Genomic DNA, 24,192 nt, shown 5'->3' with positions numbered 1-24,192 from the left:
GGATTATCTCCGAATCACCGGCGCGGTTCAAGCGATTCGGCGCACGGGAAGGTCCGCGAGAGGGCGGCGGCGACGAGCGCGGCCGTGCTGGCTTCAGGATTGGGCGGTTGCCGGTCCAGGTAGGCGAGTACAGAGCGCACCAGGCGGTAGGACAGGTCGGCGCTTTTCGGCAGGCAGAATGCGTTGAGCTTGACCCCGACCGATTCGGCCAGGTGGTCGCTGACGGCGTAACCGTCGACGAAGCCTTCCAGGTAACCGAGGCAGCGCGCGCCCTTGGGCGACTGATAGGCATTTGGACTGGTGGCGCTGGAAGCGAAGCCGGCTTCGGCTGCCAGGCAATCCTCGCGCAGTTCCTTACCGGAATAGGCGTGGGCCGGGAGCGCGAAGATAGCGACAAGAAGGACGAGGAGTTTCATTTCTGCTCGAACCAGTTGAGTTTGGCGTGCAAATTGACGACACTGCCGACGACGATCAGTGCGGGGGGCGTGATTCCGGATTCCTCGATAAGCCGCGGCAACGTGTCCAGGGTGGCGACGAGCGTCTGTTGCGTCGGCAGTGTGCCATTGCGTATCACCGCCGCAGGAGTCGGCGAGGGGAGTCCGTGCCTGACCATCTGCCGGCAGATTTCCTCGGCAGCGGCTATGCCCATGTAGAAGACGATCGTCTGGCCCGGCCGGGCGAGGGCCGGCCAGTCGAGGTTGACGGTGCCGTCCTTGAGATGCCCGGTGACGAACGTGACGGACTGGGCATGATCGCGATGCGTCAGCGGGAATGCCGAATAGGCGGCGCAACCGGCCGCGGCGGTCACGCCGGGAACAACTTCGAAGGGAATGCCCGAGGCGGCGAGCGTCTCCAGTTCCTCGCCGCCGCGTCCGAAAATGAAGGGGTCGCCGCCCTTGAGGCGGACCACCGAGAGCCCCTCGCGCGCCAGATCGACCAGGAGTTTGTTGATCGAATCCTGCGGCAGGGTGTGATGGGAGGCTTCCTTGCCGGCATAGATGCGACGGGCATCGGCGCGTGCCAGATCCATGATGCCGTCGCCGACCAGATGGTCGAAAACCACGGCGTCGGCCCGAGCGATCAGGCGCGCCGCCTTGACCGTCAGCAGGTCCGGGTCGCCGGGGCCGGCGCCGATCAGCCAGACCTTTCCGGCCTTGAGGGTATATTGAGTTTCCATGGCGCCATCGTCTCTTCGGGCGCCCATCCTAATGCCGGATTCCATGCCTGCCAATAGGCGACAGGAATTGCGCAGTCGCAAGTGGCTATCAACAACTATGAAGATAATCCGAAATGGTCATAATTGATTGAAAATAAACGGTTTCACATACAGTGAAAGATTGATCCGGATCAATGTCGCGCAAAGAGCTCAGGTTCAACCTATGGTCTATTGCGCTTATGCCGGGGTGCCCCTTGTTTGGTTCCAGGAGAGAAAGATGAAAAAAACCGTAGTTGGGATACTTGCAGTGACGGCTATGGGGTTCACCGTGAGCACCATCGGGCTTGGCGTCGACGGTGATGTGAAGGCTGTGAAGCAGTAAGAGAATCATCGGCTCGGGGATTGATACGCATGTTCACCGGTCGGTTTCACCCGGGACGAGCGTCGGCGCTGCTGGCGCTTGTTTTTTTCACCGTGGCTAGGCAGACGGTTGAGGTCGTTGTCGAGAAATATGCCTACACGCCGCAGGAAGGCGGGTGTGCGTCGGAACGCTTTTTCCCCGACAAAAGCTGGTAGCGGCAGTTTACACAGGCGGGCCGCTACCCATACCATTGCGGCCCGCATCCGGAAATGAAAGGCTTGATCATTGTTGGCGAGTAAGTTGTTTTTTGCCCTGTTTTTGCTGTCGACCGCAACAACCGGAAGTGCCGAGCCAGCAATGGCTGCTGAACCGGATGCAGCCCGGCAAAAGGAACTGGTGCACCTGGTGCGCCAGGACTGTGGCTCGTGTCACGGTTTGACGCTGCACGGTGGCCTCGGCCCCGCCTTGTTACCTGAAACCCTGCACGACAAGCCGCCCGAGAGCCTGGTGGCGACCATCTATTCCGGCCGGCCGGGTACGCCGATGCCGCCCTGGAACCAGTTCATGTCGGAAGCCGAGGCGGGCTGGATCGTGCAAAAATTGATGACCAATTTTCCCGAATAGAGGATGTGATGCGCCTATTTCTGAGTTTAGTCGTCGCGCTGTTGCTGAGTGCCTGCGCCGGAACGCCACCGGTGCGCGGTACCGGTGACCTTGGTCTGATCATCGAGCGCTCCAGCGGTCATGTCACGCTGGTCAATACGACGTCGCGCCAGCCCTATGCGCGGATCGGCGGGCTGGGTGATCTCTCGCATGCGTCCGCCGTCTATTCGCGCGACGGGCGTTACGCTTTCATCTTCGGCCGTGATGGCGGGCTGACCAAAGTCGACTTGCTCGAAGGCCGCATCGTCAAGCGCATCATCCAATCGGGTAATGCCATCGGCGGCTCGATTTCCCAGGATGGACGCATCGTCGTCGCCCAGAACTATACGCCGGGCGGCATCAAGGCCTTTGATGCTGAAACGCTCGAATTGCTCTCCGAAGTACCGGCCGAGTACGCGCCGGGCAAGTTTTCGAAGGTTGTCGGCCTTGCCGATGTGCCGGGCAACAAGTTCGTATACGCGCTGTTCGATGGCGGTGAAATCTGGGTCAGCGATTTCAGCAATCCGAAACAGCCGAAGACGCAGCGCTATCCAGCCGGCATCCAGCCTTATGACGGCATGGTGACGCCGGATGGCCGCTACTTCCTGGCCGGCTTGTTCGGCGAGGATGGGGTGGCGATGCTCGATGTTTGGCAGCCGGAAAAGGGCGCGCGCAAGATCCTCGAAAACTACGGGCGCGGAGAGGAAAAATTGCCGGTGTTCAAGATGCCGCACCTGCGCGGCTGGTCGGTGGCACAGGGCAAGGCCTACCTGCCAGCGGTTGGTCGCCATGAGGTGCTGATCGTCGATGTCGGCACCTGGAAGGAAGTCGGTCGTATTCAGGTGCGCGGCCAACCGGTGTTCGTCATGGCACGCCCGGATGGACGTCAGGTGTGGGTTAATTTCGCCTTCCCGGACAATGCGAAGATCGACGTCATCGATACGCTGGCCGGCAAGGTCGTTCATCGCATGGAGCCGGGCAAGGGCATCCTGCATATGGAATTTGCACCGCGCGGTGAAAACGTCTGGCTCTCGGCGCGCGATGACAACAAGGTGGTGATCTACGACACGATGAATTTTGCGCTGCTCGGCGAGTTCGCCGCCGATAACCCGTCGGGCATCTTTTTCACCTCGCGCGCCCAGCGCATCGGTTTCTGATGGACAGCGCGCTCGAGTTCCGTCTGCTCAACGAGTTCCAGCGCGATTTCCCGCTCTGTCCGGCGCCCTTTGCCGAACTGGCGGCACGCCTCGGCGTTGGCGAGCGAACGCTGCTCAACGGTCTCGAAAGGCTGCGGCGCGAAGGCAAGATCTCGCGGGTCGGTGCGGTCTTCGCGCCCAAGCGGATCGGCGCCTCGACGCTGGCCGCGATGGCGGTCGATCCGGAACGGCTCGAAGCTGTGGCCACCACGGTCAACCGCTTCCCCGAGGTTAATCACAACTACGAGCGCGAGCACCGCTACAACCTGTGGTTCGTCGTCACCGCCGCCAGCGAAGGCCGCCTGCAGGCAACATTGAAGGCGATCGAAGGGACGGCAGGACTCCCGTTGCTCGTACTGCCGCTGCTCGAAGAGTTTCACATCGATCTGGGTTTTCCGCTGCATGGCCAGACGCGCAAGACACACGCAACAGCACGTGCCGTGCAGCCCGCAGCCCCGATCGACGAAGCCGGACGGCGCCTGGTATCGGTGTTGCAGGAAGGGCTGCCGCTGTTCATGCGGCCGTTCGCGCTGATCGCCGAACGTATCGGCGCCTCGGAAAGCGAAGTCATGGGGCGCATCGGCAACTGGCTCGAAGATGGCGCCATCAAGCGTTTCGGCGTTGTCGTCAGGCATCGCGAACTCGGCTACACGGCCAATGCGATGCTGGTGCACGACATTCCCGATCAGCGGGTCGCGGAACTCGGTCGTGCATTGGCCGAGGAGCCGGCGGTGACGCTCTGCTATCGTCGTCCGCGTGTGCTGCCCGACTGGCCGTACAACCTGTTTTGCATGATCCATGGCCGCGAACGTGGCGAAGTCGAAGCCATCATCACCGATCTGCGCCGGCGTCACGGAATCGACGATTGCGCGCGTGACGTGCTGTTCTCGTTGACCCGCTTCAAGCAGAACGGCGCGCGCTATGCCTGAAATCGACACATCCCAAGGAGTCTTGCTTCGCAGTGCGGTCGACCGGCAAATCATCGACAAATTGCAGGGGGATTTTCCGCTCTGCGACGAGCCCTACGCGGCGGCCGCCGCCCAACTCGGCATTTCCGGCGATGAACTGTTGACCCGTTTACAGCGCCTGCTCGACGCCAAGGTGCTGACCCGTTTCGGGCCGATGGTGCAGATCGAGCGCATGGGCGGTGCCTTCGTACTCGCCGCTCTGCAGGTGCCGGAGGCGCGCTACGATGAAGTGACGGCGCTGGTCAACGCGCTGCCGCAGGTCGCCCACAACTACCGGCGTGAGCATCCGTTGAATATGTGGTTTGTGCTGGCGACCGAAACGCCGCAGGGTATTGCCGATGCGATCACGACGATCGAACGGGATACCGGGTTGCCAGTCTTCGCCTTTCCCAAGGAGTGCGAGTATTTCGTCGAAATGAAACTCGCGGTTCGTGCATGAGCGATAGCCCCAGCCTCGACGGCATCGACCGCGCGCTGATCGTCGCCACCCAGGGCGGCCTGCCGCTGGTGGCCAGACCTTACGAACAGATCGGCGCGCAAATCGGCATTGCCGGCAACGAAGTCATGCGCCGTCTGCAGGCCATGCTCGATTCCGGAATCATTCGCCGTATCGGCGCCGTGCCGAACCACTATGCGATCGGCTGGACAGCCAATGGCATGACCGTCTGGGACGTGCCGGATACGCGTGTCGACGAACTCGGTGCACGTGTCGGCAGTCTGCCGTTCGTGACCCATTGCTACCGTCGACCGCGTGCCTTGCCAGCTTGGCCGTACAACCTGTTTGCGATGGTGCACGGGACTTCGCGCGACGAAGTCAGGGAAAAGGCGGCGCGAATCGCTGAACTGCTAGGCGAGAACTGCCAGAGCAGCGATGTGCTGTTCTCGACGCGCATCCTCAAGAAAACCGGCTTGCGGATCTGAAACGGCTTTGTGCGTGGCACTCTGCCTTCCTGGTATGCGGTGTGCCAAATTGGCAGTTTCGCATTCTGAGCTTCCCCCGGAAATTAGTCTGCCAAGGGTGACCTAAAATTGAGTCACTTTTGGAAGGCATGAAATGAAGATACCGAAGCAGGCCTACACGACCGAGTTCAAGGAACTGGCGGTCAAGCGGGTGAAGGATGGTCAGAGCATCAGTCGCGTGATCAAGGAACTTGGTCTGGGCGACCAGACGTTGCGTAACTGGGTAAAATCGTCAGCAGAAGGCAGACTCAGAGGCGTAGGAAACCGAGAGGTGACGCCCGAGGAAATGGAGATCTCCCGGCTGCGAGCGGAGAACCTGCGGCTCAAACGGGAGAACGAAATCCTAAAAAAAGCGACGGCGTACTTCGCAAGGGATGTCCTGTGAAGTACGCCTGGATTGCCGAACAAGGCTTGCGCTACCCGCTCGTTGATCTGTGTGAGGTGCTCGATGTCAGCGTCAGCGGTTATCGCGCCTGGAGGCGCGGCGGTCGGCCGGATCGCAAGCGACTGACCGATCTCCAGATGCTGGCACTCATTCGTGCCATTCATGCTGAGATCAGGGGTGCCTACGGCAGTCCGCGCATGGTCCGAGAACTGCGGAGCCGGGGCTTCCCAGCCAGCAAGGGGCGGGTTGAACGGCTGATGCGTGAAAACAGCATTCATGCCCGCCACAAGCGGCGCTACAAGGTCACCACAGACTCGAAGCACGGCTTGCCAGTTGCTGACAATTTGCTCGACAGAAACTTCACACCAGCGGCCCCGAATCAGCTCTGGACGTCTGATATTACCTACCTGTGGACCGACGCAGGCTGGCTGTATCTGGCCATCGTGCTCGACCTGTTCAACCGCGAAGTCGTGGGCTGGTCGCTGAAGCCGCGCATGACGGCAGATATCGTGACGGATGCGCTGACCATGGCCTGGTTCCGCAAGCGTCCTGCAGCGGGATTGATGCACCACTCGGACCGAGGTAGCCAGTACGCCAGCCATGCGTTTCAGGACAAGCTCAGGGCTTACGGCATGATCTGCTCGATGAGTCGCAAAGGAAACTGCTGGGATAACGCGCCGACGGAAAGCTGGTTCAACAGCTTCAAAAACGAGTGGGTGCATGGCATTCGCTACGCCAGTCACGCCGACATGAAGGCCACCAGCTTCGAGTACATTGAGGTGTTTTACAACCGGAAACGACAGCACTCGACGCTCGGTTACCAATCACCAATTCAGTTCCTTGAAAACTGGCTCAGTGAGCAACATCAGCAAAAACTGGTAGCATGAAATCCACCCTTTGGCAGACGAAATACAGAGGGAAGCTCACTTCACGATTTGACCTTTGTGGACGTAGCACGCACATACACCGCATTCTTGGTCTCGCACTGGGAGAAACACAGTATCGACATCGGCGCCACGGCCCGGACTCTTCTCGTAATGAAGGAGAAAGCTTGGGTCTGGATCCAAGGCGGACGGTCGATCTATAGAGAGGTCATCGATAGACTGCTTGATCACATAAACTCGGCAGGGGCACAGGACTGGATAGCGCTGCTTGAGTTTTCAGACAACGCGCCGGAATGGACTGAAGCTAACGAAAAACAGCGAAGCGCGGGTCTTGAGTACTATCGCCGCCACGGAGTGGACTATGACCGCGACGGTTGCTCTGACGTCAGCGACCTAGAAGAGTTGCGCGGGTCACTTAACGAGCTCCATGAGCGCTTCGGGGTCGACTTCGGACAAACCATAGCGTCGATTGAATCCGACATAGCTGAGCGCGAAGAGAGCGCTCGCGACGATGATGTCGAAGGAGGTGGATTCTCACGCGGATCCGACCCATCGCCAGCGGATATCGTCACGGAGGATGATGTTCGCGAGATGTTTAAGACCCTTAGTCACTAACCAGTTCAATCATCACAAATCATGAGAAGAATTCAGGATGCGCAAGCCATGGTTGGCACTATGTTGAAGCGGGTCAATGAGCAGGCCGCAGCGACGACTGAACGTCCCAATCGAGTGAGGTAGTAGCGATAGGTATGAGTGACTTTCTTGATCAAGCCGAGCGTACGCAGTCGGGCAAGTTGGCGCGACATGGCGGACGGAGTGAGCTTCAGATAGCTGAGAAGATCGGCACGACGCCAACCGTGAATGTTGAACTCGCCGCGTTGCATGGTTTGCAGCAAGGCTTTCTCGGCAGGATCAAAGAAGTTCACCCCTTTGACACCGGGAGCCGCCCCCAACCGTGGCATGCTCAATCGCTCCAAGTCACGCTCGCCGGCACTGGGGTCATCGAGGCTGGAGAGGAACGCCAGGTAACGTTGGTTGCAGCCGAGCAGGATGTCGCGCAGGTCGATCAGGCTATAGATTGTCTTCTTCAGGGGCGCCAATTCTCGGGTGGCGTGCCTGTCCTTGTGTTCCACCTTGCGGTGGTGTTTGAAGAAACTCACGTCATTGACGGTCGTTTCGACCCGCAGTACGCGGGAGAATTTGTCATACACCTTGACGCCAGCGGCGCCCATGGTGTGCTTGATGCAGCGCCCCTCGATACGGGTGGACAACCGGGAACCGATCTCCTGGGCCAGTTGTGGCGTGACCTTCTTGCCCAGAAAGCTGGAGACGCGTTCTGCGTTGGCGGCCAAGACCGCTTGGCGCGAAATGGCGTCATACAGTGGAACCAATATCTGCTCACTGCGAAACATCAGGTCGGTGGAGTATTCGACTTGGCGCAAGCTCCAGTGATACGAGGATCCAAAGACGTCAAGCACTGGGCACAACCACTGCGCATAGCGATCCAGTCGCGGGTGAAGTACGTCGGGACTGAACGCATCCGCCAGCGCCTGCGCCTGCGCGATGTCGGCGACACGCAGGAAGGCGTTGTCCTGCTGGAGGAAGTCGATCCTTTCTCGCGTCAGAGTTCTTGCCAGAGCGCTGTGACCATTACAGTAGAACTGCAACCCGAACGGTGCCCACGTCGGCACACGCAGGTAGCACAACCCCAGTTCCTCGTCGATGAAATAGAAGTAGTAGTGCAGGCACTTGCCTTGATCGGGGCGCAGGTAAGTCTTGCCACTGCCTTTGTCATGCCACGGTTTGTAGCTCGGACAGGCTTCCATGGCCGAGAGCACATGCACCAAACCCGGTGCGTCGCCGCGACCGGCGAGCACTCGCGCGACCAACTCTTCCTTGCGAATATGGCTTTTGCTGACGTGCTCGATTTCAATACCCGCCGCCAGACACACCTCCTGCGCACGCTCACGAATGCGATCTCGCAGCGGCTCGGCAAATCGCGGGTAGTCGAATACCCGAATTCCGTGCGTGTACAAATAACTCGTCATTCCTGCCGCGTAGCACGCACCAGGCAGCGTGCCGGTGATAATGATCCGGTCAAAGCACGAAAGCACGCCATGCATGTTCGTCACGTATCGTTCCGCCAGAGCCATCGCCAACATGATCGCCTCCTCGGTCATTCGTCAGGCTTCTATCGTAATACCTGTTTGGTTCCGGATCGTCCGGCTTAGGGGGTGAACGCATGGAGAGATTCGAATGCTCAGGGTATGACAGACCACTCTTGGGTCTGGACGGGACATTCATGTGTTGAGCCGCAACTGTCCGTTCAGGCCGGCTTCCGATCATCGGCCTTAGCCGACAGTGGAGTTCGCTGTCGACTCAGGCTGTTTCCGAGTGAACCCGAACATGCGGCAAACACAAAATCAGGGCCCCCTCTTTTTCGGCAGTCTCGGTTCAAATTGATGACTCGGCAAAACGCACCGATTTCCAGGGCGGCCCGAGACACGCTGACATCCGGATCGTCAACCGAAAGCCACTGTAGAATCAACGGCGCGCCAACCACTGAAAGGTTTGACCATGCCCTATACGCCTGAACTGATCGATGAACTGAATATGCTGATTCGCTTCGACTTGGCGACCAATCAACAAGGCCTCAAGGTTCACACCCGCACGGCCGATGCCAAGGTGATTTCCGCTACCCGGCGTCTGTACGACAAAGGGCTGGTTACGCAGCAAGATGGCGGCTATCTGACCAGTCTGGGGCGCAACGCCGTGGACCATGCGCATGCCGCGTTGGCTCTGCTGACCGAGGGCAGCGCACATGTTGCTGCGACGCCCAAACCTGAAGTTGTGACTTCCGCCTGATCGGCAATTGCCCGGACGGACAACCGGGCGGTAGTGATCGATAGCTGAAAACGCGTCCGAACGCGCCCCTGGTTTAGTGTCCGTGCGAGCGCTTGTTGTGAGGCTTGGCGACCACCGGCTCGGGCACCTCGGGCGGGTGGCGAATCACGGCCATGAGTTCGTCAGGCTCGTACCAGAACTCGCCATGGGGGCCACTGAGACGGCCGGTAATCAGCAGGATCAGACCATCCACCACATTGATCTGGGTGATCGTTTCCCAAGTATCGGTTGGGTGTTTGCTGGTGCCGAGACCGTTGTAGATTAAATCACCGAACTGGACTTCGCCCGCGGCAATCTTGATTCTGGTTGTCATACCCGCCCTCCTGAAGCGCCCGCCGCCCACGCACGGACTTTGGCCGATCATGCGCCTTTCCTGGCGCCCGCGCCACGTCTTCGCCGTGGGTGAACAGGATCAGCGGGGAGTTTCCGGCATTCCGCGCTTTATTCTCAGGCTACGAATCTACTTCGGGAAGCGGCGTTGTTCACCGCTTCGGGAGGCCAATTATCGTTTATGTGGCGCTTGGCCAGGGACATGACTTGCGGAAAGGCATGCTAGCATCGTGAATCTGAGAAGGATCGCCCGCTTCCTCTCGGCTTCGGTTGTACGATTGAAAAATTCTCACTTGTTGAAAGGAATACCCTATGAAATCTAATACCCTGATCGGCGCGCTTGTTCTCGGCTTGAGCCTTGTCGGGCCAATGGTAGAAACGGTGCAGGCGCAAACCGGCAGCCCCGCAGCCCAATTCGAAGGCCGGGTTGGCACCGTTGAATCCGTTCGTACGCAGGCTGTGCCGAATTCCGGTTCCACCCTCGGTACTGTCGGTGGCGCTGTTGTCGGCGGCGTACTCGGCAATCAGATCGGCCAGGGAAGGGGGCGGACCGTCGCCACGGTGGGCGGCGCTGCAGCCGGGGGCATGGTGGGTAACCGTATGACCAGCGGCACCTCGACGGTGTGGGTCGTCAATGTGCAATTCGATGACGGTGCGAACGCCAATATCGAGCAGGCTTCCCAGCCGCCGGTGCGGGCCGGTGATCGCGTTCGTGTCACGAATGGCGGGCTGGAACGTCTTCGTTGATTTTCCAATGGTGATTTTTGCCGTTTTTTGCGGGTCGACCGCAACAGACGGCAATTTTTCGCCATTAAAAAGCCCCCGACTGGCGGGGGCTTGGCGATTCTAAATGCAGGCTGGAGTTCAGGCCGTGACCGGAATCTTGCCGATCTTGATCTGCCATTCCTTCGGACCGGTGTTGTGCACGCTGATGCCTGATGAGTCGACCGCCACGGTCACCGGCATGTTCTCGACGTCGAACTCGTAGATGGCTTCCATGCCAAGATCGGCGAAGCCGACGACCTTGGCCGACTTGATCGCCTTGGCCACCAGGTAGGCGGCACCGCCGACGGCCATCAGGTAGGCTGACTTGTTGTCCTTGATCGCCTCGATGGCGACCGGGCCGCGTTCGGATTTGCCGATCATCGAGATCAGGCCGGTCTGTTCGAGCATCATGCGGGTGAACTTGTCCATGCGGGTGCCGGTCGTCGGGCCGGCCGGCCCGACGACTTCGTCGCGCACCGGGTCGACCGGGCCGACGTAATAAATAACGCGATTGGTGAAGTCGACCGGCAGCTTCTCGCCCTTCGCCAGCATGTCGGCGATGCGCTTGTGCGCGGCATCGCGGCCAGTCAGCATCTTGCCGTTAAGGAGCAGTTTCTGGCCCGGCTTCCAGGCGGCGACTTCTTCCTTGGTCAGGGTGTTGAGGTCGACGCGGGTCGCTGCCTTGAAATCTGGCGTCCAGGTGACCGCCGGCCAGTCTTCCAGCTTCGGCACCTCCAGCCTGGCCGGGCCGGAGCCATCGAGGTGGAAATGGCAGTGACGAGTCGCCGCGCAGTTGGGAACCAGCGCGACCGGCAGGTTGGCAGCGTGGCACGGGTAATCCAGCACCTTGACGTCGAGCACGGTGGTCAGGCCGCCGAGGCCCTGGGCGCCAACGCCGAGCGCGTTGATCTTTTCCATCAGTTCGAGGCGCAGTTCTTCCGGGCGGGTGAGTTTTGCGCCCGTGGCCGCCTTGGCTTTCAATTCGTGAATGTCGACCGGCGCCATGATCGATTCCTTGGCCAGCAGCATCGCTTTTTCCGGTGTGCCGCCGATGCCGATGCCGATGATGCCGGGCGGACACCAGCCGGCGCCCATTTCCGGAATCTTCTTCAGTACCCAGTCGACCAGGTCGTCGGATGGGTTGAGCATGGCGAACTTGGCTTTGGCTTCCGAACCACCGCCCTTGGCGGCGCAGATCACTTCGACATGATGGCCGGGAACGATCTCGAAATGAACGACGGCCGGGGTGTTGTCCTTGGTGTTCTTGCGGGCGCCGGCCGGGTCGGCGAGCACCGAGGCGCGCAGCGGATTGTCCGGGTTGCCGTAGGCGCGACGGACACCCTCGTCGATCATCTGCTGGATGCTCATCGTCGCATCCGGCCAGGTGACGTTCATGCCGACCTTGATGAAGACCATGCCGATGCCGGTGTCCTGGCAGATCGGGCGATGGCCCTCGGCGGACATCCGCGAGTTGGTCAGAATCTGGGCAATGGCATCCTTGGCGGCGGGGCTTTCCTCGCGGTCGTAGGCTTCGCCGAGCGCCTTGATGTAATCCAGCGGGTGGTAGTAGCTGATGTACTGGAAGGCATCGGCAACGGACTGGATCAGGTCTTCCTGTTTGATGGCGGTCATGCGCAACTCCGGATTAATGATGTTTTTGATGTTGCAGGGCGAGGGTCTGGGTCATGGTCCTGTCGACAATGGCCATGGCCAGGGCGGAGAGAAGGAAGACGACGTGAATGATCACCTGCCACTGCAGCGTGTGCCCGGTCAGATTGGCGGCATTGATGAAGCTTTTCAGCAGGTGGATCGACGAGATGCCGATGATCGCCGTCGATAGCTTGATCTTGAGTACGCCGGCATTGACATGCGACAGCCATTCAGGCTGGTCGGGGTGACCGTCGAGATCGAGGCGCGAGACGAAGGTTTCGTAGCCGCCGACGATGACCATGATCAGCAGGTTGGCGATCATGACGACGTCAATCAGGCCGAGGACGACCAACATGACTTCGGTTTCGCTGAAGTTGCTGCCGGTGAATGCGCCATGGACGAGATGGCTCAGTTCGACCATGAACAGCCAACAATAGATGGCCTGGGCGACGATCAGGCCGACATAGAGCGGCGCCTGTATCCAGCGACTGGCGAAGATCAACGTTTCGAGGGGTTTGACTAGCGAACTCATGGTTTGGGCGGCACTTTGAAAGACGCGAATTTTATCATGGCACACTGGCATGGACGCCGCGTCCCCTTCGGGCGGCGGTATTTTGCTGCGGCGCAGCGTGATTTCGTAAGGGCTTTGTAAGATTATCCGCGTCTAATCCTGCGCACTGCTGACGAGAGGAGTGGGTTATTCTCCAGTTTGCGTGGCTTTAGTTGTCCCGGGTGACAGCCCGAGGCCAGATTGGTTTTTCCAACATGGATGCGAAGTACCTCATAGGAGAACAATATGTCTAGTGAATCCGTGCAACTGATTTATCCGTCTGACGAAACCGTCAGAAACGCGACGATTTCCGGGATGGACGCCTACAAGGCACTGTGCGCCGAAGCTGAGGCCGACTATGAAGGGTTCTGGGCCAAGCGCGCACGGGAAATGATCAGTTGGAAAGAGCCGTTCACCCAGGTGCTCGACGAGTCCGACGCCCCGTTCTTCAAGTGGTTTGCCGACGGCAAGCTGAATGTGTCCTATAACTGTCTCGATCGCAACGTCGAGGGTGGCCTGGGCGACAAGGTTGCCATCATTTTCGAGGCTGACAACGGCGACGTCACCACTATCACCTACAAGGATCTGCTGACCAAGGTCTGCAAGATGGCCAACCTGCTGAAGTCCAAGGGGGTCAAGAAGGGCGACCGCGTCGTCATCTACCTGCCGATGACTATCGAAGGTGTTGTTGCCATGCAGGCTTGTGCCCGCGTTGGCGCCATCCACTCTGTCGTCTTCGGCGGTTTTTCGGCTCAGTCGCTGCGCGACCGCATGAGCGATGCCGGCGCCGTCATGCTCATCACCTCGGACGGCCAGTTCCGTGGCGGCAAGTCGATTTCGCTCAAGACCATCGCCGATGAGGCCTTTGCTCTGGGCGGCTGCGAGTGCGTCAAGAACGTCATCGTCTTCAAGCGCACCGGCGGCGAGTGCAACATGCTCGCCGGTCGCGACGAATGGCTGCACGACCTGCTGCCTGGTCAGCCGGAAACCTGCGAGCCGGAATGGGTCGAGGCCGAGCATCCGCTGTTCCTGCTTTATACGTCCGGCTCCACCGGCAAGCCCAAGGGTGTCCAGCACTCCACCGGAGGTTACCTGCTGCTCGCCATCATGACCATGAGGTGGACCTTCGACATCAAGCCGCAGGATATCTTCTGGTGCACTGCCGACATCGGCTGGGTGACGGGTCATACTTACATCACTTACGGCCCGCTCGCCTGTGGCGCCACCGAAATCGTCTTTGAGGGCGTGCCGACCTACCCGGATGCCGGCCGGTTCTGGAAGGTCATCCAGGACCGCAAGGTCAGCGTCTTCTACACCGCGCCGACGGCAATCCGTTCGCTGATCAAGGCTTGCGACGCCAATGCCGCAGTGCATCCCAAGAGCTACGACCTCTCTTCGTTGCGTATTCTCGGTACCGTCGGCGAGCCGATCAACCCGGCTGCCTGGCAGTGGTATTACGACAATGTCGGCGGCGGCCGCTGCCCGGTCGTCGATACTTTCTGGCAGACCGAGACTGGCGGTCACATGATCACGCCGCTGCCGGGCGCTACCCCGCTGGTGCCGGGCTCCTGCACGCTGCCGTTCCCGGGCATCATGGCGGCCGTGGTCGATGAGACCGGCGCCGACGTGCCCCTGGGTCAAGGCGGCATCCTTGTCGTCAAGAGGCCGTGGCCGGCGATGATCCGCACCATCTGGGGCGACCCGGATCGCTATCAGAAGAGCTACTACCCGGCCGACTTCCAGGGCAAGTACTACCTGGCGGGCGACGGCGCCATTCGCGACAAAGATACCGGTTACTTCACCATCACCGGCCGCATCGACGATGTGCTGAATATTTCCGGGCACCGTATGGGCACGATGGAAATTGAGTCGGCTCTGGTCTCCAACCCGATGGTCGCCGAAGCAGCAGTCGTTGGCCGCCCGGATGACCTGACCGGTGAAGCCATTGTCGCCTTCGTGGTTCTGAAGGGCAAGCGCCCGACCGGCGACGATGCCAAGCGGATCGTCAAGGAGTTGCAGAACTGGGTGGGCAAGGAGATCGGTCCGATCGCCAAGCCGAAGGACATCCGCTTCGGTGACAACCTGCCGAAGACCCGTTCGGGCAAGATCATGCGCCGTCTGCTGCGTGGCCTGGCCCGGGGCGATACTGCGGCGCAAGATACGTCCACGCTGGAAAATCCGGCGATTTTGGAGCAGTTGAAGGGTTAAGGGGTTGGCCGGGTCTTGGCGATGCCAAAACCCGGCGATCCTGGAACAGGGCAAAGGCTGATTCCGGGTTGCTGCAGGGAGACGGCAGGCTTGCCTTCGGCGCACAATGGCAAGGAGGAGACAATGGTTGCCTATCGGGTGACCCTCCGTGTGTTCGTTCGGGACCGCATGCCATCGACGGCCGGCACGTTTAGCGTGCCGGCCGTTTTATTTTCCGGGAGCGTTTCATGAAGCGTGCGGATCCTGTACGGCAGCGCCTGGTGGCACTCGGTCTCCTGGGCGTGCTGCTGCTGAATTTTCCCATGCTCGGATTGCCGGGCGGATACTGGGGGGCGATTCCGGCGCCGGCCCTCTATTTGTTCGGTGTCTGGGCCACAATTGTCGGGCTGGCCGCGCTAATCGTCGAAAAGCGGGGTAAATAGGGGTTGCCGACCAGCCTGATACTGCTGCTCGCGGCGGGCTATCTCGGCGTGCTGTTCGCCGTCGCCCGCTTTGGCGATGCCCGGGCCGATGCCGGCAGGTCGATCATTTCGGCGAATGTCTATGCGTTGTCGCTGGCGGTCTATTGCACTTCATGGACGTTCTACGGCAGCGTCGGGCGCGCCACCTCGGGCGGGCTGTCGTTCCTGACCATCTACCTCGGTCCGACGCTGATGTTGCTGTTCGTCGGCGTCATCATCAAGATGATCCGTATCAGCAAGGCGGAGCGCGTCAACTCGATCGCCGATTTCATCGCCACGCGTTACGGCAAGAGCCAGCTGCTGGCCGGGCTGGTCACGGTGATTGCGGTGATCGGTACCCTTCCTTACATCGCCTTGCAACTCAAGGCCGTGGCCGCGAGCCTCGAAATCCTCATCGGCCAGGAGAGCAGTTACATGCCGTCGATGATCGACCTCACTTTCGTGATCGCCACACTGCTGGCGATGTTCCTGATCCTGTTTGGCACGCGCCATCTCGACGCGACCGAGCGTCACGAGGGGATGGTGGCGGCGATCGCCTTTGAATCGGTTATCAAGCTGCTTGCTTTTCTGGCGGTTGGCCTGTTCGTGACCTATGGCATGTTTGGCGGCTTCGCCGACCTGTTCGAGCGGGCCGCCGCCGCCCCCGAACTGGCCCGCCTGCTGCATCTGGATGCGAGCCGAGCCGGAACATGGGCTGCGCTGACTCTGCTGTCCGGCCTGGCCATTATTCTTCTGCCGCGCCAGTTCCAGATCATCGTCGTCGAGAATGTCGACGAGTCACATCTGCGACGGGCGGTCTGGCTGTTTCCTCTCTACCTGGTGCTGATCAATATCTTCGTACTGCCGCTGGCGCTGGGTGGATTGCTTTATTTTCAAGGGGAGGGCAACCCCGATACCTTCGTTCTCACTCTGCCGCTCGCGCACGGTGCCAGGGCGCTGGCATTGCTGGTCTTCATCGGCGGCCTCTCGGCGGCGACCGGCATGGTGATCGTCGAGACCATCGCCCTGTCGACCATGGTCTGCAACGATCTTGTCATGCCCTGGCTGCTGCGCTCGCGATGGCTGGGCATCAGCGAACGGCGCGATCTGACGGGCCTGTTGCTCGGCATCCGGCGCGCTGCCATCGTCGTCATCCTGCTGCTCGGCTACATCTATTTCCGTGCCGCCGGCGAAGCCTACGCGCTGGTCGGCATCGGGCTGATTTCCTTTGCCGCGGTCGCGCAGTTCGCGCCCGCCATGTTCGGTGGCATGTACTGGAAGCAGGCGACGCGTGCCGGCGCTGTCGCCGGCCTGGCCGGCGGCTTCGCCGTCTGGCTATATACGCTGTTGCTGCCGTCCTTCGCCAAGTCGGGCTGGATCGACGCAGGCTTTGTCGAACACGGCCCGTGGGGCATTGGCGCGCTCAAGGCGCATGCGTTTTTCGGACTTTCCAGATTCGACGAAATCACGCATAGCCTCTGGTGGAGCCTGCTCGTCAATATTGGCCTGTTCGTGACGGTTTCGTTTGCTACACGGCCCAGCGCCATCGAAGCCGAGCAGGCGGAGCGCTTTGTCGATGTCTTCCATTATCGTGGCAGCGCGAGTGCCACGCGCTTGTGGCGCGGCACCGCCTCGGCCGAGGAACTGGTCGATCTGGTCGAGCGTTTTATTGGCGCGACGCGTACCCGGCAGCAACTTGCCGAATTTGCGGCCGTGCATGGCGCCGATGACTGGCGGAAGCTGCCGGCTGATGCCGAGTTCGTGCGATTTGCCGAGGCGCAGTTGTCGGGTACGATCGGTTCAGCCAGCGCCCATGCCATGGTCGCTTCGGTGGTGCGCGAAGAGGCGCTCGGCCTTGACGAGGTGCTCGACATTCTCGACGAGGCATCGCAGGTCAGGGCCTACAGCCGCGAGTTGGAAGCCAAGTCGCGTGAACTCGAGACGGCGACTGGCGAACTGCGCGAAGCCAACGAGCGCCTGCGCGAGCTCGATCGCATGAAGGACGATTTCATTTCGACGGTGACCCATGAGGTTGCGTACACCGCTGACCTCGATCCGGGCCTTTTCCGAGATGCTGCACGAAGACCCGCAAATCGACCTTGCCGACCGAACCCGCTTTCTCGGCATCATCGTCCACGAGGCCGAACGGCTGACCCGGCTGATCAACCAGATTCTCGATCTGGCCAAGCTCGAATCGGGTCGCGCCGAATGGGCGACCGGTGAGGTCGACATCGGCGAAGTAGTCCGCGAAGCGATGGCGTCGCTGAGCCAGTTGTTCCGCGACAAGGCGGTCACGCTGGACAGCGAGATTCCGCCGCACGGACCGGTGGTCATTGCCGACCGTGACCGCCTGACCCAGGTCATGGTCAATCTGCTGGCCAATGCCGTCAAGTTCGTTCCTGGCGATACCGGAACTGTCACCGTGCTGGTGACCGCCGACGCCCGCGCGGCGCGCGTCGAGGTTGCCGACAACGGGCCGGGGATGACTGCCGAAGAAGTGTCCGTCATCTTCGAGAAATTTCGTCAGGGTGGAAACACGATGACCGACAAGCCGCAGGGTACGGGGCTCGGGTTGCCGATCAGCCGGCAGATTGTCGAGTACTTTGGTGGTAATCTCTGGGTTGAAAGCCGGCCCGGCGCCGGTGCAAAATTCATCTTCACGGTGCCCTTGCCAGTGCCGGAAAAATAAGAGGGAGGCGCAAGGCATGGTCAAGAAGATTCTCATTGTCGACGACGAGCCCAATATCGTCATTTCGCTCGAGTTCCTGATGAAGAAGGAAGGTTTCGAGGTGGCAGTAGCCAATGATGGCGACGAGGCGCTGGCCATGGTCGCCAGCACCAACCCGGATCTGCTGCTGCTTGACGTGATGATGCCGAAGAAGTCAGGCTTTGAGGTCTGCGAAGCCCTGCGCGCCGATCCCGGACGCGCAGGTCTGAAGATCATCATGCTGACCGCCAAGGGGCGCGATACCGAGATGGCCAAGGGTTTGGCGATCGGCGCCGACGCCTATGTCACCAAGCCGTTCTCGACCAAGGATCTGGTCAACAAGGTCAAGGAAATACTCGCTGTCTGACCTGTCGCGGTCGACCGCCGTTACAGCCTGAAATTCGATCCGGATGGACGCCATGAAGGCAAAATATCGATTCCTGCTGGCAGTCATTGTGCTAGGTCTGCTGATGACCGGGCCATTCATGGTCACCTTTCTGCTCGTCTGGCTGGACATGAGTGCGAGCGAGCACGCGGAATTGATTCACTTGCTGCTTTCTTACCTGCCGACCGGCATTGTGATGACGGCGTTAGGCTTTGCAGTCGGCGTGGTCGTGCTGAACACGCTGTTCAAGCAGTATGTCGACGGGCTGATGAGCATGTCCGAAAAGCTGCGCCTGATGCTCGGAGCCAACCGCAATTTTCGGGTAACGCCGGAAGGTCCGCCGGAGGTCCAGCATCTGGCGCGCGCCGCCAACGATCTGGCGCAGCAGCGCGACGTCCTGCTCGACGACGTCAGCGAGCAGATCGCCGCGGCCAAGGCGTCGGTCGAGGAAGAGAAGAACCGGCTCGCCGCGCTGATGTCGGAACTGGCGCAGGCCGTGGTCGTCTGCAACCTCGACGGACGTATTCTGCTCTACAACAATCGCGCCCGTCTCCAGTTCAAGGCGCTGGCGCAGGGGCCGACGTCGGTGTCCGGGGGTGCCCTGATCGGCCTCGGGCGCTCGATTTTCTCGATTCTGGAGAAGAATCAGGTGCAGCATGCCGAGGGCGTCGTCCGCCAGCGGCTGGCGGCCGGCAAGACCGCGTTGTCGAACTTCATCACGACGCTGCGCGGCGGCCAGTTGCTGCGTGTCCAGATGGTACCTGTGTTCAGCGGCAGCGAGCGTGGCGACAGGATGTCCGGCTTCGTGCTGACGATCGAGAACATTACACGCAACATCGAGGAGGAGACGCGCCGCAACCAGGTGTTGCACGCGTTGACCGAAGGCAGCCGGGCGTCGCTCGGCAGCATCCGTGCGGCGGTGACGAACCTGATCGATTACCCGGACATGGAGCCGGAAATGCGTGAGCGCTTTCTCGGCGTCGTCGGCGACGAGGTCGCGGGCATGAGCCAGCGCCTCGACCGCACGATGGTCGATTTTTCGGACTCGATGAAGATGCGGTGGCCGCTGGAAGACATTCTCGGCATCGATCTCATCCTTGCCGCCCAGCGCAGGATCGAGGAGAAACTGCAACTGCCGACCAAGACCGAAGGGCTGGACAATGCGCTGTGGGTCAAGGCCGAAAGTTTTTCGCTGGTTTTCGCGCTGCTCTTCCTGGCTTCTAGGCTGCAGGATCACTATAAACCACGGGAACTGCGCTTCCGGTTGGCTGCCGAGGGTAAGCTTGCCTATCTCGACCTGATCTGGGCCGGGCCGGCGATGTCTTCGGAAACCTTCTACACGTGGGAAATGGAGTCGATGCGTGTCGGCGTTGAAACGTCACCGCTCACCGTGCGCGACGTCATTGACCGCCATGGTGGCGAAATCTGGTATCAGCGTGAAAAGGCCGCCCACCGCGCCTATTTTCGCTTCGTGCTGCCGGTGGCGACACCGGAAATCGAAGAGCAGCAGGAGGACAACAAGCGCGGCGCGGGGCGGCCGGAATACTACGATTTCGATCTCTTCAACTATGAAGACAAGTCCGTCGATCTCGAGCGCAAGCTGAGCGAACTGACCTATACCGTCTTCGACACGGAAACGACCGGGCTGCAACCGTCGGCCGGCGACGAGATTATCCAGATCGGCGCGGCGCGCATCGTGAACAATCGCCTGCTGCGCCAGGAGGTCTTCGATCAACTGGTCGATCCGGGACGGCCCCTCAAACCTGAATCGATCCCGATTCACGGTATTACCGAGGACATGGTGCGCGGCAAGCCGAACATCGACCTGGTTCTGCCGGCGTTTCACGAGTTTTGCGCCGACACCGTGCTGATCGCTCACAATGCCGCTTTCGACATGCGCTTCCTGCAACTGAAGGAGAAGCAAACCGGCGTTCGCTTCACGCAACCGGTCCTCGATACCTTGCTGCTGTCGGCGGTGGTTCATCCCAATCAGGAGTCGCACAGGCTGGACGACATCCTGGGTCGTCTGGGCATCGAGATCGAAAGCCGTCACAACGCCCTGAAGGATGCACTCGCGACAGCCGAGGTGTTCCTGAAATTGGTTCCGCTGCTGGAATCGATTGGCATCGTAACGGTGCGCCAGGCGCTGGAAGCTTCCGAGAAAACTTACTTCGCCAGGGTCAAGTACTGACATGCCCTGGTCCCTGGAAGACATCCTTCCCTGCCGTCGGCGTCTGGCGCTCGAAAGCGATCTGGATACATTCGCTTCACTCGAGGAGGCGCCGCAGATCGCTGTCCTGGTTCTGGAGTTCCTGCGGGACTTTGCTGCGCGGGATCTGAGCGGGGGCCTGCTGGCACACCTGATCGCAGCGTTCAATGATCGCCTGACGGTCCGCGTCATCGAACTCACGGCGCGTCGCCACCGTATGCCAAAGGGTTCGTGGTGCTGGCTGGCGCTCGGTTCGGAAGGGCGGCACGAACAGACTCTGGTCAGCGATCAGGACAACGGCTTGGTGTTCAGCGCCAGCGACCAGTATGAGGCAGTGGCCTTGCGCGAAGTCTTTCTGCCCTTTGCCCAAGACGTCAATCGGCGCCTCGCCGACTGCGGCTTCCCGCTGTGCAGGGGCGGGATCATGGCCGGCAATCCGGCGTGGTGCCTGTCGCTCGATGAATGGCGGCAGCGCTTTTTCGATTGGGTGCGCTGCCCTGAGCCGGAGGCACTGCTCAACGCCAGTATTTTCTTTGACCTTTACCCGCTGTACGGTGACCTTGATCTCGGCGAGAAACTGCGCAGCCTGCTGCTCGCCCTGACTGCCGACACTCCGGCATTCCTCCATCTGATGGCGGTCAATGCCTTGGTGGTCGATGTGCCGCTGAATTTTCGCGGTGATGTCGTAGCCGGCGAGGGGGGAGGCGGCAACGAGGTGGACCTCAAGAAGTTCGGCAGCCGCATCTTTGTTGACGTCGCCCGGATCTTCGCGCTGTCGAGTGGTGTCCGGTCGGTCAACACCAGCAAGCGCTTGGCCGAGTCCGGCCCCGCGGTCGGGATGACTGGCAGCGAGATTGCTGCGGTCGACGCCGCTTTTTCGCATATTTTGCGGCTGCGCCTGACTCGGCAGATCGCCGCCGGACCGGCAGCGGCCGAAGCCGGGAACGGCGTTCCGCTGAATAGTCTGAACGAGATGGACATTGCGATTTTGAAGGCGTCGTTGCGGCAGGCGAGGCGACTTCAGCAGCGTCTCAAGTTAAACTATGATCTTTGAATGGAAATGAGGTTGTCGTGAGTCAAAAGGAAAAGGCCATTGGCCAGGCAGAAATGGATCTACGGCAGCAGGGAAGCCGCCGCGTCGCGGGGAGCACCCAGAAATTCCTCAAGCATTACGCGCCCTTTGACAAGATGAAGAGCGATGCCCTGCAACTGTTCGCGGAAAAGGCGCAACTGGTCTTTCACGCGGCCGACAGCGAGATTGTCGGCCCGGATTCTGGCAATGTCCGCTTCTTCTACGTGATCGAGAGTGGCAAGGTACAGGCGCGCCAGGCCGGCGAGGTGACGGTTACCGAGTATTCGGTCCTTAACCTGGGGCTGGGCGAGAGTTTTTCGATCGGTGCAGCGACTTCGGGGCGGCCGACGACGAATACCTACACGGCGGTCGAGGATACCTTCTGCTACCAGTTGCCGACCCGGGACCTGTTGGAGCTGATGGCGATCAGCCCGGAATTCACCCCTTTTCTGCACGCAACACATTGCCAGCCTGCTGCAGCAGTCGCGGCTGCAGCTGCAGCAGCAGTTCGCTCAGCGTGCCAGCGAACAACAGACGCTCAATTCGCCGCTGACCAAGATCGGCTCACGCTCGCCCATCTCGGTGGTGCCGGAAACGCCTTTGCGGAGCGCGCTGGAGGGCATGTCGAAGGCGGGGGTTGGTTCGCTGATCATCGCCGGCGCCGACCGCAGGCCGGTTGGAATCTTCACCCGCTCCGATCTCCTCGATCGTGTCTTTCTGGTTGCTTTGCCGGATTCGGCGCCGATCAGCGAGGCGATGTCGCCTCATCCCTTCATGCTGGAGGAGAACGCAACCGCCTACGACGCGATGCTCGCGATGGCCACCCACGGCATTCGCCACGTGCTGGTGACCGATGCCGAAGGCAAGCTGACCGGAGTCGTTTCCGAGCGCGACCTGTTCGCCCTGCATCGCGTCGGTCTTCATCTCGGTACTCAACGACGCGCTGACGCGCCGTGTCCTTGAACTCAATCTCCACAACCACCATTTCGATGGCGTCGAATGGGCCTGGCTGGCATTCGGCTCGGAAGGACGCGACGAGCAGACGTTCAGCACTGACCAGGACAACGGGATCGTCTTCATCTGTCCCGATGCTGCCGAAGTCAAGGATCTGCGCAAGCGCCTCGTGGCATTCGCGCTGGACGTCAACAAGGATCTCGACCGCTGCGGCTTTCCACTGTGCAAGGGCAACATCATGGCCAGCAATCCGCAGTGGTGCCTGACCCTCGATGAGTGGAAGAACCAGTTCGGCAAGTGGGTGAGCTCTCCGGAGCCCGTGGCCCTGCTCAATGCCTCGATCTTCTTCGACTTCCGCGCGCTGTTCGGCGCTGCCGACCTTGCGGAACAGATGCGCCGCTATCTGCTGACCGCGGCCGGTGGAAATTCGCTGTTCCTGCAGGCCATGGCACGAAATGCCCTTGGCGTGGCGCCGCCGCTGGGGACGATTCGCGACTTCATCACCGATCTCGAGCCCGGACATCCGGGCAAGATCGATCTCAAGAAATACGGTTCGCGCATTTTCGTCGATGTCGCCCGAATCCATGCGCTGGCCACCGGCGTCCATAACACGAACTCGGTCCAGCGTCTGCGCATCGCTTCAAAGCGACTGGCGATACGCGACGAAGAGGTCGATGCGGTGCTCGAAGGGCTCGATTTCATCCAGATGCTGCGCTTGCGTCACCAGTTCCTCGACGACAAGCCCGGCGTTCAGGGGAACAACCTGATCGATCCCAACGAACTGAACGAACACGATCGCCGGGTTCTCAAGGAGTCCTTCCGTCAGGCGCGCAAGATCCAGAACCGTCTCAAGCTCGACTACCAGGTGCGCTGATGGCTTTCAAACTAAGCAAGCTCCTGGGCAAGGGCGGAACCAGGTCACCGGAGAAACTGCCCGCCGACGTACGCAAGGAGCTCGAGGCCTGGCGTGCCAGCCCGTCGCCCGAACTCGATGAGTGGCATTACCATGTGCGCTACGTCGTGGTCGACATTGCGACATCGGGGCCGGCGCCGGGTGGAGCGTTGCTTGGTATTTCGGCCGTGGGCGTGCAGGGGGGCGATCATTCCGGCGGACGCCTTCACCTTCGACCTGGTCGCGGGGACATCGACGCTGATGCGGTCGACCGCCAGTTGATGGCATTTCTCGCCTACACGGCAAAGGTGCCGCTGGTGACCTTCCACAGCCCGTTCGTCAGCAACTTCGTGAAACCTGCGTTGCAGAATCGTCTGGGAGTCAATTTTCAGCCGCACTGGGTCGATCTCGCCTGGATGCTGCCGTCGCTGTACCCGGACAAGTCGGTGACGCTGCTGCCATTGGACGACTGGCTCGAGCGGTTGGGCATCCACGGCCAGGGCAGCGGGCGCCGCGACACGATGACCAATGCGTTGATGCTGGCGCGCCTGTTCCAGATGGTGCTGGTTCGCGC

Annotated in this window: 21 protein-coding genes and 2 pseudogenes; 17 read left to right on the top strand and 6 right to left on the bottom strand. The window is 60.6% G+C overall.

Annotated features, from left to right (window positions below; genetic code table 11):
* Positions 1-14: 14 nt before the first annotated feature.
* Together IPP03_05790 and cobA are read right to left on the bottom strand one after the other, a co-directional pair.
* Positions 15-416, bottom strand: a complete 402-nt coding sequence (locus IPP03_05790) for a hypothetical protein (GenBank protein MBL0352174.1) — start codon at positions 414-416, stop codon at positions 15-17.
* The gene (cobA, locus tag IPP03_05785; protein ID MBL0352173.1) at positions 413-1,177 is read right to left on the bottom strand and encodes a uroporphyrinogen-III C-methyltransferase; all 765 of its coding nucleotides are present in this window, start codon (positions 1,175-1,177) and stop codon (positions 413-415) included. Before cobA ends, IPP03_05790 begins: the two co-directional genes overlap by 4 nt.
* A gap of 697 nt (positions 1,178-1,874) precedes the next feature.
* On the opposite strand from cobA, the gene IPP03_05780 reads away from it, so the two are divergent.
* The 7 genes from IPP03_05780 (at position 1,875) to IPP03_05750 (ending at position 7,167) form a co-directional block, all read left to right on the top strand.
* A complete protein-coding gene (locus tag IPP03_05780; GenBank protein ID MBL0352172.1) occupies positions 1,875-2,141 on the top strand; it encodes a cytochrome c in 267 nt (88 codons plus the stop codon).
* An 8-nt stretch (positions 2,142-2,149) separates the two neighbouring features.
* Positions 2,150-3,316, top strand: a complete 1,167-nt coding sequence (locus IPP03_05775) for a protein nirF (protein ID MBL0352171.1) — start codon at positions 2,150-2,152, stop codon at positions 3,314-3,316.
* On the top strand, positions 3,316-4,284 hold the full coding sequence (locus IPP03_05770; GenBank protein ID MBL0352170.1) for an Lrp/AsnC family transcriptional regulator: 969 nt from the start codon (positions 3,316-3,318) through the stop codon (positions 4,282-4,284). The genes IPP03_05775 and IPP03_05770 overlap by 1 nt, the downstream gene beginning before the upstream one ends.
* Complete coding sequence (locus IPP03_05765; protein ID MBL0352169.1) at positions 4,277-4,762, top strand: AsnC family transcriptional regulator; 486 nt, start codon at positions 4,277-4,279, stop codon at positions 4,760-4,762. Before IPP03_05770 ends, IPP03_05765 begins: the two co-directional genes overlap by 8 nt.
* Complete coding sequence (locus IPP03_05760) at positions 4,759-5,244, top strand: Lrp/AsnC family transcriptional regulator (GenBank protein MBL0352168.1); 486 nt, start codon at positions 4,759-4,761, stop codon at positions 5,242-5,244. Before IPP03_05765 ends, IPP03_05760 begins: the two co-directional genes overlap by 4 nt.
* A gap of 133 nt (positions 5,245-5,377) precedes the next feature.
* Positions 5,378-6,555 (top strand): IS3 family transposase gene (locus IPP03_05755; protein MBL0352167.1). Its coding sequence is split into 2 segments (ribosomal slippage): positions 5,378-5,630 and positions 5,630-6,555, totalling 1,179 coding nucleotides; the frame shifts between segments, so codons are not numbered across the junction.
* Positions 6,556-6,705: 150 nt separating this feature from the next.
* Positions 6,706-7,167: a hypothetical protein gene (locus IPP03_05750; protein MBL0352166.1), complete on the top strand. Its 462-nt coding sequence runs from the start codon at positions 6,706-6,708 to the stop codon at positions 7,165-7,167.
* 32 nt (positions 7,168-7,199) lie between these two features.
* On the opposite strand, the gene IPP03_05745 is transcribed toward IPP03_05750, so the two are convergent.
* Positions 7,200-8,732 (bottom strand): MarR family transcriptional regulator, encoded by a 1,533-nt coding sequence (locus IPP03_05745; protein MBL0352165.1) that lies wholly within the window; start codon positions 8,730-8,732, stop codon positions 7,200-7,202.
* A gap of 397 nt (positions 8,733-9,129) precedes the next feature.
* Between IPP03_05745 and IPP03_05740 the strand changes: the two genes are divergently transcribed.
* Positions 9,130-9,417: a TIGR02647 family protein gene (locus IPP03_05740; GenBank protein MBL0352164.1), complete on the top strand. Its 288-nt coding sequence runs from the start codon at positions 9,130-9,132 to the stop codon at positions 9,415-9,417.
* A 73-nt stretch (positions 9,418-9,490) separates the two neighbouring features.
* Here the strand turns inward: IPP03_05740 and IPP03_05735 are convergent, their stop codons facing one another.
* Positions 9,491-9,769: a hypothetical protein gene (locus tag IPP03_05735; protein ID MBL0352163.1), complete on the bottom strand. Its 279-nt coding sequence runs from the start codon at positions 9,767-9,769 to the stop codon at positions 9,491-9,493.
* A 329-nt stretch (positions 9,770-10,098) separates the two neighbouring features.
* Between IPP03_05735 and IPP03_05730 the strand changes: the two genes are divergently transcribed.
* The gene (locus IPP03_05730; protein MBL0352162.1) at positions 10,099-10,533 is read left to right on the top strand and encodes a glycine zipper 2TM domain-containing protein; all 435 of its coding nucleotides are present in this window, start codon (positions 10,099-10,101) and stop codon (positions 10,531-10,533) included.
* Positions 10,534-10,650: 117 nt separating this feature from the next.
* Here the strand turns inward: IPP03_05730 and IPP03_05725 are convergent, their stop codons facing one another.
* Both IPP03_05725 and IPP03_05720 read right to left on the bottom strand, forming a co-directional pair.
* A complete protein-coding gene (locus IPP03_05725; GenBank protein ID MBL0352161.1) occupies positions 10,651-12,183 on the bottom strand; it encodes a fumarate hydratase in 1,533 nt (510 codons plus the stop codon).
* 13 nt (positions 12,184-12,196) lie between these two features.
* On the bottom strand, positions 12,197-12,733 hold the full coding sequence (locus tag IPP03_05720; protein ID MBL0352160.1) for a TIGR00645 family protein: 537 nt from the start codon (positions 12,731-12,733) through the stop codon (positions 12,197-12,199).
* Between the two features lie 264 nt (positions 12,734-12,997).
* Between IPP03_05720 and acs the strand changes: the two genes are divergently transcribed.
* The 8 genes and pseudogenes from acs to IPP03_05680 form a co-directional block, all read left to right on the top strand.
* On the top strand, positions 12,998-14,959 hold the full coding sequence (gene acs / locus IPP03_05715; GenBank protein MBL0352159.1) for an acetate--CoA ligase: 1,962 nt from the start codon (positions 12,998-13,000) through the stop codon (positions 14,957-14,959).
* A gap of 227 nt (positions 14,960-15,186) precedes the next feature.
* On the top strand, positions 15,187-15,381 hold the full coding sequence (locus IPP03_05710) for a hypothetical protein (GenBank protein MBL0352158.1): 195 nt from the start codon (positions 15,187-15,189) through the stop codon (positions 15,379-15,381).
* A 3-nt stretch (positions 15,382-15,384) separates the two neighbouring features.
* A pseudogene (locus IPP03_05705) lies at positions 15,385-18,088 on the top strand (histidine kinase).
* A gap of 16 nt (positions 18,089-18,104) precedes the next feature.
* Positions 18,105-18,473 carry a response regulator gene (locus IPP03_05700; GenBank protein ID MBL0352157.1) on the top strand — a complete coding sequence of 123 codons (369 nt, stop codon included), beginning with the start codon at positions 18,105-18,107 and terminating at the stop codon, positions 18,471-18,473.
* Between the two features lie 52 nt (positions 18,474-18,525).
* The gene (locus IPP03_05695) at positions 18,526-20,682 is read left to right on the top strand and encodes a DNA polymerase III subunit epsilon (GenBank protein MBL0352156.1); all 2,157 of its coding nucleotides are present in this window, start codon (positions 18,526-18,528) and stop codon (positions 20,680-20,682) included.
* A gap of 1 nt (position 20,683) precedes the next feature.
* Entirely contained in the window at positions 20,684-21,754 is a 1,071-nt protein-coding gene (locus IPP03_05690; GenBank protein MBL0352155.1) for a hypothetical protein, read from the top strand.
* A gap of 53 nt (positions 21,755-21,807) precedes the next feature.
* A pseudogene (locus IPP03_05685) lies at positions 21,808-23,600 on the top strand (CBS domain-containing protein).
* A partial coding sequence (locus IPP03_05680) for a hypothetical protein (protein MBL0352154.1) occupies positions 23,600-24,192 on the top strand: 593 nt, incomplete at its 3' end. The pseudogene IPP03_05685 and the gene IPP03_05680, both read left to right, overlap by 1 nt.

It is taken from the genome of Candidatus Dechloromonas phosphoritropha (assembly GCA_016722705.1).
GTDB classification, from domain to species: Bacteria; Pseudomonadota; Gammaproteobacteria; order Burkholderiales; family Rhodocyclaceae; genus Azonexus; species Azonexus phosphoritrophus.
The sequence above is the reverse complement of the archived record's forward strand: the minus strand, read 5'-3'. Positions and strand labels throughout refer to the sequence as shown.

Bases quoted from the DNA above. Each gene is read 5' to 3' on its own strand.
- IPP03_05790 (MBL0352174.1), bottom strand. From the start codon at position 416: ATGAAACTCCTCGTCCTTCTTGTCGCTATCTTCGCGCTCCCGGCCCAC.
- cobA (MBL0352173.1), bottom strand. From the start codon at position 1,177: ATGGAAACTCAATATACCCTCAAGGCCGGAAAGGTCTGGCTGATCGGC.
- IPP03_05780 (MBL0352172.1), top strand. From the start codon at position 1,875: ATGGCTGCTGAACCGGATGCAGCCCGGCAAAAGGAACTGGTGCACCTG.
- IPP03_05775 (MBL0352171.1), top strand. From the start codon at position 2,150: ATGCGCCTATTTCTGAGTTTAGTCGTCGCGCTGTTGCTGAGTGCCTGC.
- IPP03_05770 (MBL0352170.1), top strand. From the start codon at position 3,316: ATGGACAGCGCGCTCGAGTTCCGTCTGCTCAACGAGTTCCAGCGCGAT.
- IPP03_05765 (MBL0352169.1), top strand. From the start codon at position 4,277: ATGCCTGAAATCGACACATCCCAAGGAGTCTTGCTTCGCAGTGCGGTC.
- IPP03_05760 (MBL0352168.1), top strand. From the start codon at position 4,759: ATGAGCGATAGCCCCAGCCTCGACGGCATCGACCGCGCGCTGATCGTC.
- IPP03_05750 (MBL0352166.1), top strand. From the start codon at position 6,706: ATGAAGGAGAAAGCTTGGGTCTGGATCCAAGGCGGACGGTCGATCTAT.
- IPP03_05745 (MBL0352165.1), bottom strand. From the start codon at position 8,732: ATGACCGAGGAGGCGATCATGTTGGCGATGGCTCTGGCGGAACGATAC.
- IPP03_05740 (MBL0352164.1), top strand. From the start codon at position 9,130: ATGCCCTATACGCCTGAACTGATCGATGAACTGAATATGCTGATTCGC.
- IPP03_05735 (MBL0352163.1), bottom strand. From the start codon at position 9,769: ATGACAACCAGAATCAAGATTGCCGCGGGCGAAGTCCAGTTCGGTGAT.
- IPP03_05730 (MBL0352162.1), top strand. From the start codon at position 10,099: ATGAAATCTAATACCCTGATCGGCGCGCTTGTTCTCGGCTTGAGCCTT.
- IPP03_05725 (MBL0352161.1), bottom strand. From the start codon at position 12,183: ATGACCGCCATCAAACAGGAAGACCTGATCCAGTCCGTTGCCGATGCC.
- IPP03_05720 (MBL0352160.1), bottom strand. From the start codon at position 12,733: ATGAGTTCGCTAGTCAAACCCCTCGAAACGTTGATCTTCGCCAGTCGC.
- acs (MBL0352159.1), top strand. From the start codon at position 12,998: ATGTCTAGTGAATCCGTGCAACTGATTTATCCGTCTGACGAAACCGTC.
- IPP03_05710 (MBL0352158.1), top strand. From the start codon at position 15,187: ATGAAGCGTGCGGATCCTGTACGGCAGCGCCTGGTGGCACTCGGTCTC.
- IPP03_05700 (MBL0352157.1), top strand. From the start codon at position 18,105: ATGGTCAAGAAGATTCTCATTGTCGACGACGAGCCCAATATCGTCATT.
- IPP03_05695 (MBL0352156.1), top strand. From the start codon at position 18,526: ATGAAGGCAAAATATCGATTCCTGCTGGCAGTCATTGTGCTAGGTCTG.
- IPP03_05690 (MBL0352155.1), top strand. From the start codon at position 20,684: ATGCCCTGGTCCCTGGAAGACATCCTTCCCTGCCGTCGGCGTCTGGCG.